This is a genomic window from Streptomyces sp. NPDC047043, assembly GCF_040644055.1.
In the GTDB taxonomy this organism is placed as follows: domain Bacteria; phylum Actinomycetota; class Actinomycetes; order Streptomycetales; family Streptomycetaceae; genus Streptomyces.
In genome coordinates, this window is the sequence record NZ_JBEYVO010000022.1 from 97,066 (window position 1) to 110,954 (window position 13,889).

At 71.3% G+C, this 13,889-nt stretch carries 16 protein-coding genes and 1 pseudogene; 10 read left to right on the forward strand and 7 right to left on the reverse strand.

Translation table 11 applies throughout. From position 1 onward, the window contains the following. Nucleotides 1–81 precede the first annotated feature (81 nt). Entirely contained in the window at nucleotides 82–327 is a 246-nt protein-coding gene (locus ABZ880_RS31690; protein WP_361269715.1) for a WhiB family transcriptional regulator, read from the forward strand. On the opposite strand, the gene ABZ880_RS31695 is transcribed toward ABZ880_RS31690, so the two are convergent. From ABZ880_RS31695 to ABZ880_RS31710, 4 genes are all read right to left on the reverse strand, one after another. Continuing rightward, complete coding sequence (locus ABZ880_RS31695; RefSeq protein ID WP_361269718.1) at nucleotides 308–550, reverse strand: hypothetical protein; 243 nt, start codon at nucleotides 548–550, stop codon at nucleotides 308–310. The genes ABZ880_RS31690 and ABZ880_RS31695 overlap by 20 nt on opposite strands. Before the next feature lie 79 nt (nucleotides 551–629). Further along, complete coding sequence (locus tag ABZ880_RS31700) at nucleotides 630–1,604, reverse strand: acyl-ACP desaturase (protein ID WP_361269721.1); 975 nt, start codon at nucleotides 1,602–1,604, stop codon at nucleotides 630–632. Nucleotides 1,605–1,820: 216 nt separating this feature from the next. Then, complete coding sequence (gene ddaH, locus ABZ880_RS31705) at nucleotides 1,821–2,597, reverse strand: dimethylargininase (protein WP_361269723.1); 777 nt, start codon at nucleotides 2,595–2,597, stop codon at nucleotides 1,821–1,823. A 127-nt stretch (nucleotides 2,598–2,724) separates the two neighbouring features. Next, nucleotides 2,725–4,338, reverse strand: a complete 1,614-nt coding sequence (locus tag ABZ880_RS31710; RefSeq protein ID WP_361269726.1) for an ABC-F family ATP-binding cassette domain-containing protein — start codon at nucleotides 4,336–4,338, stop codon at nucleotides 2,725–2,727. A 311-nt stretch (nucleotides 4,339–4,649) separates the two neighbouring features. On the opposite strand from ABZ880_RS31710, the gene ABZ880_RS31715 reads away from it, so the two are divergent. Both ABZ880_RS31715 and ABZ880_RS31720 read left to right on the forward strand, forming a co-directional pair. Then, entirely contained in the window at nucleotides 4,650–5,321 is a 672-nt protein-coding gene (locus ABZ880_RS31715; protein WP_361269729.1) for a GPP34 family phosphoprotein, read from the forward strand. A 75-nt stretch (nucleotides 5,322–5,396) separates the two neighbouring features. Then, complete coding sequence (locus ABZ880_RS31720) at nucleotides 5,397–6,263, forward strand: isocitrate lyase/phosphoenolpyruvate mutase family protein (RefSeq protein ID WP_361269732.1); 867 nt, start codon at nucleotides 5,397–5,399, stop codon at nucleotides 6,261–6,263. Here the strand turns inward: ABZ880_RS31720 and ABZ880_RS31725 are convergent. Beyond that, the gene (locus ABZ880_RS31725; protein WP_361269736.1) at nucleotides 6,244–6,660 is read right to left on the reverse strand and encodes an SsgA family sporulation/cell division regulator; all 417 of its coding nucleotides are present in this window, start codon (nucleotides 6,658–6,660) and stop codon (nucleotides 6,244–6,246) included. The two genes, ABZ880_RS31720 and ABZ880_RS31725, sit on opposite strands and share 20 nt — an antisense overlap. A gap of 247 nt (nucleotides 6,661–6,907) precedes the next feature. On the opposite strand from ABZ880_RS31725, the gene ABZ880_RS31730 reads away from it, so the two are divergent. From ABZ880_RS31730 to ABZ880_RS31755, 6 genes and pseudogenes are all read left to right on the forward strand, one after another. Beyond that, the gene (locus tag ABZ880_RS31730) at nucleotides 6,908–7,984 is read left to right on the forward strand and encodes an oxidoreductase (RefSeq protein ID WP_361269739.1); all 1,077 of its coding nucleotides are present in this window, start codon (nucleotides 6,908–6,910) and stop codon (nucleotides 7,982–7,984) included. Nucleotides 7,985–8,040: 56 nt separating this feature from the next. After that, nucleotides 8,041–8,373, forward strand: coding sequence for a plasmid stabilization protein (locus ABZ880_RS31735; protein ID WP_361269742.1), 333 nt, complete (start codon nucleotides 8,041–8,043; stop codon nucleotides 8,371–8,373). Between the two features lie 72 nt (nucleotides 8,374–8,445). Next, nucleotides 8,446–9,129 (forward strand): annotated as a pseudogene (locus tag ABZ880_RS31740) (endonuclease V); the annotation flags it as partial. A gap of 523 nt (nucleotides 9,130–9,652) precedes the next feature. After that, complete coding sequence (locus ABZ880_RS31745) at nucleotides 9,653–9,814, forward strand: hypothetical protein (RefSeq protein WP_361270026.1); 162 nt, start codon at nucleotides 9,653–9,655, stop codon at nucleotides 9,812–9,814. 140 nt (nucleotides 9,815–9,954) lie between these two features. After that, nucleotides 9,955–10,413, forward strand: coding sequence for a DUF6325 family protein (locus ABZ880_RS31750; protein ID WP_361269745.1), 459 nt, complete (start codon nucleotides 9,955–9,957; stop codon nucleotides 10,411–10,413). 58 nt (nucleotides 10,414–10,471) lie between these two features. After that, the gene (locus ABZ880_RS31755) at nucleotides 10,472–10,771 is read left to right on the forward strand and encodes an SHOCT domain-containing protein (RefSeq protein ID WP_361269748.1); all 300 of its coding nucleotides are present in this window, start codon (nucleotides 10,472–10,474) and stop codon (nucleotides 10,769–10,771) included. Nucleotides 10,772–10,804: 33 nt separating this feature from the next. On the opposite strand, the gene ABZ880_RS31760 is transcribed toward ABZ880_RS31755, so the two are convergent. After that, nucleotides 10,805–11,482, reverse strand: coding sequence for a GAP family protein (locus tag ABZ880_RS31760; protein WP_361269751.1), 678 nt, complete (start codon nucleotides 11,480–11,482; stop codon nucleotides 10,805–10,807). Nucleotides 11,483–11,660: 178 nt separating this feature from the next. On the opposite strand from ABZ880_RS31760, the gene ABZ880_RS31765 reads away from it, so the two are divergent. After that, the gene (locus ABZ880_RS31765; protein ID WP_361269753.1) at nucleotides 11,661–12,599 is read left to right on the forward strand and encodes a YhjD/YihY/BrkB family envelope integrity protein; all 939 of its coding nucleotides are present in this window, start codon (nucleotides 11,661–11,663) and stop codon (nucleotides 12,597–12,599) included. On the opposite strand, the gene ABZ880_RS31770 is transcribed toward ABZ880_RS31765, so the two are convergent. Beyond that, the gene (locus ABZ880_RS31770; protein WP_361269755.1) at nucleotides 12,571–13,749 is read right to left on the reverse strand and encodes a saccharopine dehydrogenase NADP-binding domain-containing protein; all 1,179 of its coding nucleotides are present in this window, start codon (nucleotides 13,747–13,749) and stop codon (nucleotides 12,571–12,573) included. The two genes, ABZ880_RS31765 and ABZ880_RS31770, sit on opposite strands and share 29 nt — an antisense overlap. Between the last annotated feature and the right edge of the window lie 140 nt (nucleotides 13,750–13,889).

Sequence of the window (13,889 nt, forward strand, 5' to 3'; positions counted from 1 at the left end):
ATCAGGGTGGCCGGGGGCCCGGGGAGCGGCGTTGATCGCGCGTTGATCGAACGTTTTTCGCCGCCCGGCACGATCTCGCCCATGCACATCGACACGATCACCCCGGTCGACCTCGCCTGGCAGGCCCAGGCGCTGTGCGCGCAGACCGGGGCGGACTTCTTCTTTCCCGAGCCGGGCAGCTCGGTGCGCGAGGCGAAGCGCATCTGCGGCCTGTGCGAGATGCGCCCCGCCTGCCTCGAGTACGCCATGCAGAACGACGAGCGCTTCGGCGTCTGGGGCGGTCTGTCGGAGAAGGAGCGCCTGGAACTCAGGCGGACGACACACTGACGCGCCGCGCCCCAGGGCCCGACCGCCGGCTCCAGAGTGCGGCCGGGGTGATGGGGGTGTCGGGGATCTCGTCGAGCGAGTGCACCGGGCCCGGTGGTCCCCAGGCCCCGATCGCTGGTCCGAACACCGTCAGCGCGGCCAGCTCGCCGCCGTACCACTGCGCGCAGCGGGCCGGGAGCAGGCCGGCCATGGAGCGCCCGGTCAGGGCGAGCGGTACGCGCACGGGCGCGCCGCGCCCGGCCAGGGCCCTAGGGTGCCGCTGCCCCCGGGGGAATCCGGCACTGTCTTCTCGGCGGAGTCCGTCAGGCTCCCGCCCGCGCCGCCATCCGCGCCTTGCGCGCCGCCAGCTTCTCGTCGAACTTCAGGGCCTCCGCGTCGAGGCCGCCCATGAACAGGCCGAGTTCGTCCTGGGCCTGCTGACCCTCGGGGCCGAGGCCGTCGATCTCCATGACCTTCAGGAAGCGCAGGACCGGCTGGAGCACGTCGTCGTGGTGGATGCGCATGTTGTAGACCTCGCCGATCGCCATCTGCGCGGCGGCCCGCTCGAAGCCGGGCATGCCGTGGCCGGGCATCCGGAAGTTGACGATCACGTCGCGCACGGCCTGCATGGTGAGGTCGGGCGCGAGCTCGAAGGCCGCCTTGAGGAGGTTGCGGTAGAAGACCATGTGCAGGTTCTCGTCGGTCGCGATGCGGGCCAGCATGCGGTCGCAGACCGGGTCGCCCGACTGGTGCCCGGTGTTGCGGTGCGAGACGCGGGTGGCGAGCTCCTGGAACGCGACGTAGGCGACGGAGTGCAGCATCGAGTGGCGGTTGTCCGACTCGAAGCCCTCGCTCATGTGGGCCATGCGGAACTGCTCCAGCTTGTCCGGGTCCACCGCGCGCGAGGCGAGCAGGTAGTCCCGCATCACGATGCCGTGCCGGCCCTCCTCGGCGGTCCAGCGGTGCACCCAGGTGCCCCAGGCGCCGTCCCGGCCGAACAGCGAGGCGATCTCGTGGTGGTAGCTCGGGAGGTTGTCCTCGGTGAGGAGGTTCACGACCAGGGCGATGCGGCCGAGCTCGGTGACCTTGGACTGCTCCTTGTCCCAGGCCTCGCCGTCCTCGAAGAGACCGGGGAAGTTACGGCCGTCCGACCACGGGACATACTCGTGCGGCATCCAGTCCTTGGCGACCTTCAGATGCCGGTTGAGTTCTGTCTCGACCACTTCTTCCAGTGCGTACAGCAGCTTGGCGTCGGTCCAGACGGCGGGGCTGCCGAGGTGCGGGGAAGTGATCGTCACGGGAACTCCAGGGGGACGCGTAACAAAGCGGAACAAACCGGCGAGCGGTGCCGGAACTTACGCAAGCGTAGGCTACGAAACCGTAGGTTACGTTGCCGTAGGTTAAGTAGTGCGTAAAGATCCCTGATCAGGCCATGTTTCCTAGGACTTCCGAGGACATGCCTGAAGCCCCAGGACTCGCAGGTCCCAGGGCTGAAAGGATGATCGGCTCACTCGTCAGGCGTACAGCTCCCTGAGGCGCACCGAGAGACATGTCACACAGCCCTCGAGCTTCTCGAACTCGCTGATGTCCACCACGACCACCTCGAAACCGAGATCGGTCAGCAGCTCCGCCGACTTCGGTGCGCTCGCCGCCATCAGCAGCTTGCTGCCGCCCAGGAGCACCACGTGGGAGCCGGCCTCCTCGGGCACCGAGAGGAAGCGCGGGAACAGCGAGGGCCGGTCCACCTTCGGGATGTGCCCGATGACGGTCCCGTCGGGCAGCGCGGTGACCGCCGACTTAAGGTGCAGCACCTTGCTGACGGGTACGGCGACGACCTGCGCCCCCAGCGGTTCGAAGGCGGCCCGCAGCTGCTGGACGCCCGCCGCGTTGGTGCGGCCGCCCCGGCCGACGTAGATCGTGTCGCCGACCTTCAGCACGTCTCCGCCGTCCAGGGTGCCCGGCTCCCAGATCCAGTTCACCGAGCAGCCGAGGCGGGCGACGGCCTCCTCGACGCCCACCGTCTCGTTCCGCCGGGAGGTGGCGCCGGGGCGGGTGATCAGGGCGACGTTCTTGTACATGACCACGGTGTCCTCGACGAACACCGAGTCGGGGCAGTCGTCCTCCGGATCGACCTCGACCGTCTCCCAGCCGTGCTCGCGCAGGGCCTCGACGTACGCCTCCCACTGCTCGACCGCGAGCTCGGCGTCGACCTTCTCCCGCTCGACGTGGGTGACCAGTCCTTCGGCGAGGCGGGGGCTCGGACGGCGGACGAGGGCCTTCTTGCTGGGCACGAGGGGACTCCGAATCGAAGGGACGGCAGACCGGGCGCCCATGAAACGACGCCCGGTCCGCCATCATGCAGCGCCGATCCACGACGACAAAACCCTCGTTGCCCAGCTGTGGCCCTCCTGAGATGCGCTACCCGATCTCCTCCGGTGCCGTTTCGCTCAGTTCGCCGTCCAGCAGCAGCCAGCGCGTGATCCCGATCGACTCCAGGAACGGCAGGTCGTGACTGGCCACGATCAGCGCCCCCTCGTACGACTCCAGGGCCGTGGTCAGCTGCCGCACGCTCGCCATGTCGAGGTTGTTCGTCGGCTCGTCGAGCATGAGCAGCTGCGGGGCCGGCTCGGCCAGCATCAGCGCGGCCAGGGCCGCCCGGAAGCGTTCGCCGCCGGACAGGGTCGCCGCCTTCTGGTCGGCGCGGGCGCCGCGGAACAGGAAGCGGGCCAGTCGCGCCCGGACCCGGTTGTTGGTGGCGCCCGGCGCGAACCGGGCCACGTTCTCGGCGACCGACAGCTCGCCGTCGAGCACGTCGAGCCGCTGCGGCAGGAAACGCATCGGCACGTGCGCGCGTGCCTCGCCCGACACCGGCGCCAGCTCCCCGGCGATGGTGCGCAGCAGCGTCGTCTTGCCCGCGCCGTTGCGCCCGATCAGCGCGACCCGCTCCGGACCGCGCAGATCCAGCCCGCCCGCCACGCGCGCGCCGTACGCGAGCTCCAGGTCCATCAGCGTGAGGACGTCACGACCCGGCGGTACGGCCGTGTACGGCAGGTCCACGCGGATCTCGTCGTCGTCCCGTACCGCGTCCACCGCCTCGTCGAGCCGCTCCTTCGCCTCGCTGAGCCGCTCCTCGTGCATGATGCGGTGCTTGCCCGCGGACTCCTGCGCCGCACGCTTGCGCGCCCCCATGACGATCTTCGGCTCGCGCTTCTGGTCCCACATCTTCTGCCCGTACCGCTTGCGGCGGGCCAACTTCATCTGGGCGTCGGCCAGTTCGCGCTTCTGCTTCCTGAAGTCGGCCTCCGCGACCCGCACCATCCGCTCGGCCGCCTCCTGTTCGGTGGCGAGCGCCGCCTCATAGGCGGAGAAGTTGCCGCCGTACCAGGTGACCTCCCCGGAGCGCAGATCGGCGATCTGGTCGACGAGGTCCAGGAGTTCGCGGTCGTGGCTGACCACCACCATCACTCCCGGCCAGGACTCGACGGCCGCGTACAGCCGCCTGCGCGCGTACAGGTCGAGGTTGTTCGTCGGCTCGTCCAGGAGCAGCACGTCCGGGCGGCGCAGCAGCAGTGCGGCCAGCCGCAGCAGCACCGACTCGCCCCCCGAGACCTCGCCGATGGTGCGGTCCAACTCGATGTGCCCGAGCCCGAGTTCGCCGAGTGTGGCAAGGGCGCGCTCTTCCACGTCCCAGTCGTCGCCGACCGTCTCGAAGTGTTCCTCGGCCACGTCGCCCGCCTCGATGGCGTGCAGCGCGGCCCGCTGTGCGGCGATGCCGAGCGCATGGTCGACGCGCAACCGGGTGTCGAGCGTGACGTTCTGCGGGAGATGGCCGACCTCGCCCGCGACTCGGACGGTGCCGTCGGCCGGGGCGAGCTCCCCGGCGATCAGCTTCAACAGGGTCGATTTCCCCGAGCCGTTGACGCCGACCAGCCCGGTCCTGCCGGGGCCGAAGGCGACATCGAGGCCCTCGAAGACGGCGGTGCCGTCGGGCCAGGTGAACGACAGGGACGTACAAGTGATGGAAGCAGACATGCGGGCCTCGCGGTTGCTCGATGCGGAAAGGGGCAAACGCGTATCGAGACACCGGCGACCGACGGCGGAGAGGGGAGCCCTGAGGCAGCAGGCGGGGCACGAGAAAGGCCCTGCTCCGTCGGGACGGCTCGAATGCCGAGGTCGCACGCTGCGCACACACCTCAGGTGTGTGACGCGGTGTCTCAGGACCTCAGACGAGCAACGTCCTTCTCCGATCGACGGCAACAGAACCGCTGTACACCGTAGGAAGCGGCTCGGGGCCTGTCAACGAATTAACGTGATCCCCGACCTCACCGTACGAAGGAGGCCTCGTGCCCAACGGCTCGCTCTCCCTGCCCGCCCGGCTCTACCTGCTTGCCTGGGACACGAACAGGACCGAGGTCACCGGCGCCGCCCGCCTCCCTCACCTGGTGCGGGCCGGCGCCCTCACCGAACTGGCCCAGCGCGGTCTGCTCGTGGACGAGGACGGCATCGCCACGCCCGCCGACATGGACTCCCTCACCGGGGACACCGCCCTCGACGGGCTGCTGGAGCTGGTCCGCGAGTCGCGGCCGCACCGGTGGCGGACCTGGGTGACGCTGCACGCGCGCGTGACCTTGGACGCGGTACGGGAGCAGCTGACCGCCGCGGGCTACCTGCGCGCGGAGAAGAAGCGGGTGCTCGGCGTCTTCCCGAGCGTGGAGCACGTACTGGAGCAGGGTGCCCTCGTGAACGCGCTCCAGGAGGAGGCGCGGCGGGTCCTCGAGGGGCCGGTGCCGGTCGCGGAGGTCTCCGACCGGGACGCGGCCGTCGTCGCCCTCGCCGCGGCCGCGGAGCTGCGCACCGTGGTGCCGGGCAAGGACCGCAAGCGCCACAAGGCGCGCGTGGACGCGCTCACCGAGCGCAGCGGGGCGGCGGCGCCGGCGCTGCGGAAGGTCGTCACCGAGGTGCACACGGCGGTGATCGCAACGGTGACGACGGTGGCCGTGACGACGGGCGACTGAGGCGGCTCTCGCGCTGCACGTACACGTCGGATTCCTGCCAGCTCCCGCCCCGCAGCGGCTGGTTGAGTGAGCCGCATGACGACCGAGAACCCTCTCCGCGACCGTGCCCTGGCCTTCCGCTCCCTGCATGTCCCGGGCCGGCCGCTCGTCCTGCCGAACGCCTGGGACACCACGAGCGCCCGCCTGATCGAGGACGCGGGCGCCGCCGCGATCGCCACCACCAGCGCGGGCCTTGCCTGGGCGCTCGGCTCGGCGGACGGCGACCGACTGGACCGCGACCGGGCCCTGGCCGCCGCCGCGGACATCGCCGCCGCGGTCGACGTGCCCGTCAGCGCGGACATCGAGAGCGGCTACGCGCCAGATGCGGATGGTGTCGCCGACACCATCCGCGCGGTGCTCGCGGCGGGCGCGGTCGGCGTGAACATCGAGGATGCGCTGTACGAGGCCGGGACGGGCCCGTTGCGTTCCGTCGCCGAGCAGTCCGAACGCATCGCCGCCGCCCGCGAGGCCGCCGACGCGGAGGGCGTCCCGCTGTTCATCAACGCCCGGATCGACACGTTCCTCAGGGGCGCCGGGGAAGTGGACCTCACCCTGGAACGGGCCGCCGCCTTCCGCGCCGCGGGCGCCGACGGGATCTTCGTCCCCGGTGCCGTCGAACCGGGAACACTCAAACTCCTCGTCGACGGAATCGACGGCCCACTGAACGTGCTGGCAGGCCCCGGCGCCCCGCCGGTCGCCGAACTGTCCGCGCTCGGCGTCGCGCGCGTGAGCGTCGGTTCGTCCATCGCCCAGGCGGTGCACGCCCTGGTCCGCCGCGCCGCGAGGGAGCTGTTGGGCGCGGGGACGTACGGGACGCTCGAGCGAGGCCTCGACTACGGCGAGCTCAACGGACTGCTGGGAGCCGGGCGCCGACCGCGCAGGCTCAGCAGGCGTCCCGCATGAGCTCGGCCAGGTCGTGGTCCAGGTCCAGCTGCAGATGCTCCAGCCCGACCGGCACCAGGTCGCTCGTCGCGCCGAGGAACCGGCGTACGTCCTCCGAGTGGACGTGTACGACGGCGGTGCCCTCAGGGGCATGGAACTCCAGGACGGTGCGGTCGTAGCCGTACGGCCGCACCCGTACGTCGCCGTGACCCTCGGGTCCCTCCAGACCGGCCGAGAGGAGTTCGCGCGCGAAGGTCCAGCAGACCTCCACGCCCTCCAGGGTCGCCGGGGCGGGGAAGGTCATGCGGACCGCGAACGGATCGCTGCGGTCGTAGTGCAGCTTCGCCGGGATGCTCGGCATACGCGGCGCGGCCGCGACGAGGCGGGCCTCCACGGGCTGCTCGATGACGGTGGACAACGCCTGCTCCCTTGTGACGGCTGGACGGGCTTCGGGTGGATCGGGCGGGGCACTGCTAGAGACGCCGGAATCAGCCAATCCGTGCACCCGGAATTCGAGTGACCTCCGTCACCGTGTTCATGCACGGGAGTGACGAGGCCCACCTCCCGTGTCCCGACGGGCAGTTGTGGCGATCCCGCCGTCTGGACGGCGTACAAGGCGTCGGCTAGCTTCGCCCGCCATGAGGCGTATGGGGAACACGCGACGAATGAGACGTACGTTTCGCACGGTGGCCGCGGGGGCGGTGTGCTCGGCGGCGCTGGCCGCGCTGACCGCCGTACCGGCGCAGGCGCACGAGCCGGAGCACCGGGCGCCGCACTGGGAGGTCAAGGACACCGGAGCGAGCGGTGTGCGCTTCCGCGGGCTGTCGGCCGTGAGCCGCGACACCGCGTGGGTGGCCGGAACCCAGGGCACCGTGCTGCGCACCACCGACGGCGGGGCGAGCTGGCGGAACGTCTCGCCGCCCGGCGTCACCGATCTGCAGTTCCGGGACATCCAGGCGTTCGACGCGCGGCGCGCGGTGGTGCTGGCCATCGGCGAGGGCGAGGCCTCCCGCGTGTACCGCACCGACGACGGCGGCGCGACCTGGACCGAGTCCTTCCGCAACACCGACGCCAGGGCCTTCTACGACTGCCTCACCTTCTTCGACCGCCGCCACGGCCTGGCGATGAGCGACCCGGTGGACGGCAAGTTCCGCATCCTGTCGACCAGCGACGGCGGCCGCTCCTGGAAGGTCCTCCCGAACACCGGCATGCCGGCCGCGCTGGACGGCGAGGCGGGCTTCGCGGCGAGCGGCCAGTGCCTGGTCGCCTCCGGCCCGTCGGACGTCTGGCTGGCCACCGGCGGCGGTGCACGCGCACGCGTGCTGCACTCCCGAGACCGCGGGCTCACCTGGACGGCCGCCGACACGCCGATCCCGGCGGGCGACCCCGCCAAGGGTGTCTTCGCGCTCGCCTTCCGCGACCGCACCCACGGCCTCGCGGTCGGCGGCGACTACCGCCCCGACCAGTCCTCACCGCAGGCCGCGGCGGTCACCGGCGACGGCGGCCGCACCTGGCAGCCCGCCGCCGAGCCGCCGCCCGCCTACCGCTCCGGCGCCGCCTGGCTCCCGCACAGCCGCACCGCCGCCCTCGCGGTCGGCCCGACCGGCACCGATCTGACGACCGACGGCGGCCGCACCTGGCGGACGGTCGACACGGGGTCGTACGACACCGTGGACTGCACGGCGGACCTGGGCTGCTGGGCGGCGGGGGAGCAGGGGCGGGTGGCTCGCCTGGAGAGGTGACGCATGGGGCTCGATTGCGGGTACTCGGTCGCCGACTGTGAGAGGAGTGAGCGAACATGCCGCGTGGTTCGAGCCCCAAGCGGGAACGCCAGTACGAGCACATCAAGGAGAGCGCGCAGGACCGGGGAGAGAGCAAGAAGCGCGCCGAGGAGATCGCCGCGAGGACGGTGAACAAGGAGCGCGCCCGGTCGGGCGAGTCCAAGTCGGCCAGCCGCAGCTCCACCAAGGACATGTCGTCCGGCGAGCGGGGTGGCCGGCGGTCCGGTCAGGGTTCCCAGGGCCCGACCCGCGACCAGCTGTACAACGAGGCCAAGCAGCGCGGCATCGAGGGCCGTTCGAACATGAACAAGGACCAGCTGCAGCGCGCGCTGAACGCGAAGAAAGGCTGAACCGCACGACTCCGGTACGAACAGGATCGCGAGCCTGCGGCGCCGGCAGCGAGCCGTAGGCTCGTCGCCATCATGACGACCGTACGCATCCCCGCGGGCTGGCCCGCGACCGAGGAAGAGGCCCGCACCGTTCAGGACGAGCTGCGCGGACGCCTGGTGCTCGACGAACCGGGACCGCCGCCCGGCACGGGTCATGTCACCGGTGTCGACGTGGCCTACGACGACGAGCGGGACGTCGTCGCGGCCGCGGCGGTCGTCCTGCACGCGGCGACCCTGGAGGTCGTCGCCGAGGCCACGGCCGTCGGCCGGATCTCCTTCCCGTACGTCCCCGGCCTGCTCGCCTTCCGCGAGATCCCCACGGTCCTCGCCGCCCTCGACGCCCTGCCGTGCGAGCCGGGCCTGGTCGTCTGCGACGGCTACGGCCTCGCCCACCCACGCCGCTTCGGCCTCGCCGGCCACCTCGGTGTCCTCACCGGCCTGCCCACGATCGGCGTCGCCAAGAACCCCTTCACCTTCACGTACGACGACCCGGGCGCTCAGCGGGGCAGCACGTCACCGCTCCTCGCGGACACCGAAGAGGTCGGCCGTGCCCTGCGCACCCGCGAGGCCGTCAAGCCGGTCTTCGTCTCCGTGGGCCACCGCACTGACCTCGACAACGCCTGCGCCCACGTGCTGGCCCTGACCCCGAAGTACCGCCTCCCGGAGACGACCCGCAGGGCGGACGCGCTGTGCCGCACGGCGTTGCGGGAGGCGGCTGCGCCGAGACAGCCGCTCGCCGACCTGGCGGCGGCGGACCGGACCCGATCGTGGGGACGCACCGTGTTCGAGCGTCAGCCCGACCCGGTGACCTGGGCGGGCCGTGTGCTCGAGGCGGCGGCCGAGGGCCCGGGCCGGACACCGGAGATCGAGGCCGCGTTGGAGCTGGCAGCCGACCGGGACCGGTGGAGCCGCGGACGGGAGGTGTTCGAGCTGGTCCGCGGAGACCGGGCGGAGCAACTCCCGCAGGAGCAACGGATCCTGTTCCGCCTCGCGGAGCTGGTGGGCAAGGTCGCTCACAACGCGGCCGGGCCGCCCCCGTTCTTCGACCACCACGCCGGGTGGCAGATCGGCCCACTCGCCTGGCAGCTCGCCATCGCCGCGTACGACCCCGCAGTGCGGGACCGGATCGCGGACGCGCTCGGGGAGCGGCCGCCGGAGCCGCGCGACGGGGTACCTGAGTACCTGGACTGAGTACCCGTACGGATGTGGGCACATGGCCGCTGTCGGCAGGCTGTGCCGCATGACGACGCACCGCATGACCACGCACCGCGCACCGAAGCCCCTCGCCGACCCGAACCGTCCCGTCGAGCGTGCCGTGACAGCTGCGCTGATCCTCGCCGTGCTGGCGGGGCTCGGCTGGATCGCCGGGATGATCTACACCATCGCGGGATGGTCGGTCTGAACTCCCGCCGGCCGCCGACTGAACATGCAGGGGGCCGAGCCGAGTGCTGCAATGGCTGAAGGGGCTGATTTTCCGGCTGCGCTGCGGGTGACCGACGCCCGAGGCGTGACCGCGTTCCAGTCACCTCCTGAGGAGTGGCCATGCAGCAGGACATCGGGGACATGGGACCCGTCGACTACCTGATCGTCGAGTTTCCCGGCAGCCGTATGACGGGTGAGGGCCTGCCCCTGCTCGTCGATCTGGTCGAGCGCGGTGTGATCCGCATTCTCGACCTCGTGTTCATCCGCAAGGGCACCGACGGTTCGGTCGAGGTGCTGGAACTCCGGCAGGTGGGCGAAGAGGTCGATCTGACGGTGTTCGAGGGAGCCTCGTCGGGACTGCTGGACCAGGGCGACCTGGACGACGCCGGTGCCGCGCTGGCGCCCGGCAACTCCGCCGCCGTCCTCGTGTACGAGAACCTCTGGGCCGCGCCCCTCGCCCGTGCGCTGCGGCGCAGCGGGGCCGAGATGGTGGCGAGCGGCCGCATCTCCGTGGACACGCTGCTGGCGTCTCTGGACGCCGCCGAGGCGACGACGTCCTCCGGTGGAGCCGCCCGGTGAGACCGGCCTCGGCCACCGCAGCGCCACACCGCGCACGGAGCACAGGGAGATGAGTGACATGCCAGGACTCCTTCGTGGCGTCGCCCGTACGGCCGTGGTCGCGGGGACGGCGACAGCGGTGTCCAACCGCGTCTCACGGCGGCAGGCGGGCCGCTGGGCCGAGCAGGACCGCGAACGGCAACTCGCCTACCAGCAGGACGTCGCGCCGCCCGCACCCGCCGCGCCCGCGGCACAGCAGACCACTGGCGACGACATGACCCGCAAGATCGACCAACTGAAGGAACTCGGCGAGCTCAAGGCCCGGGGAGTGCTCACGGACGACGAATTCGAGGCCCAGAAGCGCCGGCTCCTCGCCTGACGCGGAAGGAACGCCCGCCGTGCTGGTGGGGCGTCAACCGGCCAGCTGATAGATGCTCTTGCCCGCCAGCCACAGGCCGATCACGATGCTGCCGTACACGATCGCGTGTTCCGCGTGGCCCTGCATCCACGAGCGGAGTTCATGCAGTTTGCGTCGGGCCGATGCGGGCTTGAGCACCACGTACAGCTCGGCGGCGAGCAGACTGGCGGTCGCGATGACGCAGAACGCGACCAGTACCAGCCAGGTCGTGGGGTGGGAGCCGTCGGCCTCCACCACGGTCATGGCGCCGGCAGCGACGAGACCCCACGGCTGGAGAGCGATGGCAAGCCCCGCGGCCGGCCAGATCGCGCCGCGGTCTATCCGGGCGGTGAGGGACGAGGACTTGCCCTGCGAGGACGAGGCGGCGGTGTCGGAACGCTCGTGGTGAGCGGGCCGTCGGCGTCGGTGGAGGCCGTACGCGATCAGAGACACTCCGATGGCGGCCTTGATCGCGAGGGTCACCGTGGACGGCGGCGACCTCGGCTCCGGGGGCTTCCCGCCGGTCAGCGTCAGGACCAGAGCGATCACCGCGACGAAACACACCGTCCATCCCGCGATGAAGGCAAGTCCCGTCCGTACGCCTTTGACAGATGCCACGACCAGGACGAACGCCATGACCGGAAGAGGGTCCAGCGTGATGGCAAGGGCGATGAGCAGGAGGTCGAGGACCATGGGCTATCCCATCAGGCACCGTACGCTGCGAGCCTAGGCAGGGCGGTGGCCCGCCGCATCTCGTCTCGGGTGAGCCGCACGCGTCCATTGTGCGCTCCTTTGCACGGCAAGGTGCCATGGCCCGCTTCGTCGCGCACTCTGGAAAGGGAAGGAGCGGCGCAATGGAGACTGGCGGCTGATGCGGCGCGAGGGTACGGGCGAGGACGCGAGCTCGTCACGGTGGCGTGATCGTTCACGGGAACTCACGGCCCGACTGAAAGCCGTCCACGCGCGGTTGGAGAGCCGCTACCCGGTCATCACGGGACTCGTCGACCGCATCGTGTCGGTGAACATCTTCGACTCCGCCACCCGCATCGCGGCGCAGTGCTTCCTGACCGCCGTCCCGTTGCTGCTCGTGCTGAGCGCATACGCGCCGGAGGCGATGCAGGACCAGGTCGTCAAATCGATCAGCGCCGTCTTCGGACTGACCGGGCAGACGAAGTCCGAGGTGAAGCACGCCTTCGCGCCACCCGACGAGGATCTGCGCCAGGCGATCGGCGTGGTGGGCGGGTTGATGGTGCTGCTGTCGGCCACGGCGGTCAGTCGCGCGGTGCAGCGGCTGTGCCGGCGGGCCTGGCTGCTGCCCCGGGGCGGGACGAAGCTCGCTCCGTGGAGGTGGCTCGCATGGATCGCCCTGTGGCTCGGCGCACTGGTCGTGCAAGGGCTGGTGCACGACGGGTTCGGCCTGGGGACGTGGTTGGCGCTTCCGCTCGTCCTGGTCATGCAGGCGGCCCTGTGGTGGTGGACCCAGCATCTTCTGCTGGGTGGCGTCGTCCGCTGGGCGCCCCTCCTGCCGGGGGCCGTCCTCACGGCGATCGCGGTCGGCTGTCTGTCCGTGACGGCACACTTCTACATGCCACGAGCGCTCAACCGGGCACTGGGCGACTACGGTTCCGCGGGTTCGGTCTTCGTCCTGCTGTCCTGGCTGATCGTCGTGTGTGCGGCCATCGCCGTCTGCCTCAGCGTGGGCGCCGTACTGTCCCAGGAGCCCTTCCTGAGGCGCCGCCTCGGAACCCCGACGTCGCCACCGCGGCCCCAGCAGTCCGAATTCACCGGCTCGACGCCACCCGGAAGATGATCCCCGCCCGCCGCAGCCGTTCCGTGAGCGCGTCGCCCATCGCGACCGCCGTGGTGACCTGGCCGGCCGTCGGCGGAAGGTCGTCGAAGGCCAGCGACAGCGCCGACTCGGCGAACATCTTGGCCGTCTCGTCGTAGCCGGGGTCGCCGCCCGCGACCTCCGTGAGCACCCGCCGGCCGCCGCCCTCGCCGACGAAGCGGACCCTGAACCAGCTCTTCGCGCGCTTCTCGGGGCTCGGCCCGTCCCCGGGCTTGAGGCGGTCCGACAACCAGCGCCGGGCGGGCGGCAGTTGTGCGGCCGCGAAGACACCGCCCGCGGCCGCGATCCCGCCGACCGCGACCGGCAGGTGCCGCGCCGCCGCGTAGTGCCGGTAGCGGAAGTCCGGGCCGTAGCGCTCCAGGGCCTGCGCGGAGCGGCGCACGATCTGCGGGTCGATCGTCGGCAGCGGCAGCGCCCACGCGCCGACCTCCTTCGCGAACCGCGGCGCACCCGTGGGCGCGGTGGCCCGCCTGCCCACCAGACGCGGCTCGTGCCGCTTGCGGTCCCGCTCGGCGGCCCACATCGGACGCACCCGTGAGAACTGGTTGAGCGCCGAGGCGAACGTACCGCCCGAGAAGGTGGCGTCGGCGGTGACGAATCCGTCGACCGTCAGGGGCACGCCCTCCGGCAGTTGCTGCACGGTGAAGTACGCGCCCAGGTCGTGCGGGATGGAGTCGAACCCGCAGGCGTGCACCAGACGTGCGCCTGTCTCACGCGCGCGTGCGTCGTGCCGGACGTACGTCAGGTCCACGAACTCCGGCTCACCCGTGAGGTCCAGATAGTCCGCCCCCGTGTCGGCGCAGGCGGCGACGAGTTCCTCCCCGTACGTCACGTACGGGCCCACCGTCGTGGCCACCACGCGCGCGTGCTCGGCGAGTTCGCGCAGCGAGGCCGGATCGGACACGTCCGCCCGCAGCACCCCCACCTTCTCGGCACCCGGCAGCCGCCCGCGCAGCCGCTCCAGCTTCTCCTCGCTGCGGCCCGCGATCGCCCAGCGCAGCCCGTCGGGCGCGTGCGCGGCGAGGTACTCCGCAGTGAGCGCGCCGACGAAGCCCGTGGCTCCGAAGAGCACGATGTCGTACGGACGGTCCGCCCTGTTCAGCCTGTTCATGACACCCCTTGCTCCGCAGCACGCGCCGTTGTCGGTGGCCGAGGCTAGCGTGAAGGATGCGGAGCCCGACGACGAGCCCGGAGGTAAGCGGTGTCCGTGCCGAAGAACGCCCTGAAACCCTGATTGTCTAAGCGCTTGCT

Coding starts and splice junctions, on each gene's coding strand:
- ABZ880_RS31690 (WP_361269715.1), top strand. CDS start 82: ATGCACATCGACACGATCACCCCGGTCGACCTCGCCTGGCAGGCCCAG.
- ABZ880_RS31710 (WP_361269726.1), bottom strand. CDS start 4,338: ATGTCTGCTTCCATCACTTGTACGTCCCTGTCGTTCACCTGGCCCGAC.
- ABZ880_RS31720 (WP_361269732.1), top strand. CDS start 5,397: ATGACGACCGAGAACCCTCTCCGCGACCGTGCCCTGGCCTTCCGCTCC.
- ABZ880_RS31730 (WP_361269739.1), top strand. CDS start 6,908: ATGAGACGTACGTTTCGCACGGTGGCCGCGGGGGCGGTGTGCTCGGCG.
- ABZ880_RS31735 (WP_361269742.1), top strand. CDS start 8,041: ATGCCGCGTGGTTCGAGCCCCAAGCGGGAACGCCAGTACGAGCACATC.
- ABZ880_RS31745 (WP_361270026.1), top strand. CDS start 9,653: ATGACGACGCACCGCATGACCACGCACCGCGCACCGAAGCCCCTCGCC.
- ABZ880_RS31750 (WP_361269745.1), top strand. CDS start 9,955: ATGCAGCAGGACATCGGGGACATGGGACCCGTCGACTACCTGATCGTC.
- ABZ880_RS31755 (WP_361269748.1), top strand. CDS start 10,472: ATGCCAGGACTCCTTCGTGGCGTCGCCCGTACGGCCGTGGTCGCGGGG.
- ABZ880_RS31760 (WP_361269751.1), bottom strand. CDS start 11,482: ATGGTCCTCGACCTCCTGCTCATCGCCCTTGCCATCACGCTGGACCCT.
- ABZ880_RS31765 (WP_361269753.1), top strand. CDS start 11,661: ATGCGGCGCGAGGGTACGGGCGAGGACGCGAGCTCGTCACGGTGGCGT.
- ABZ880_RS31770 (WP_361269755.1), bottom strand. CDS start 13,749: ATGAACAGGCTGAACAGGGCGGACCGTCCGTACGACATCGTGCTCTTC.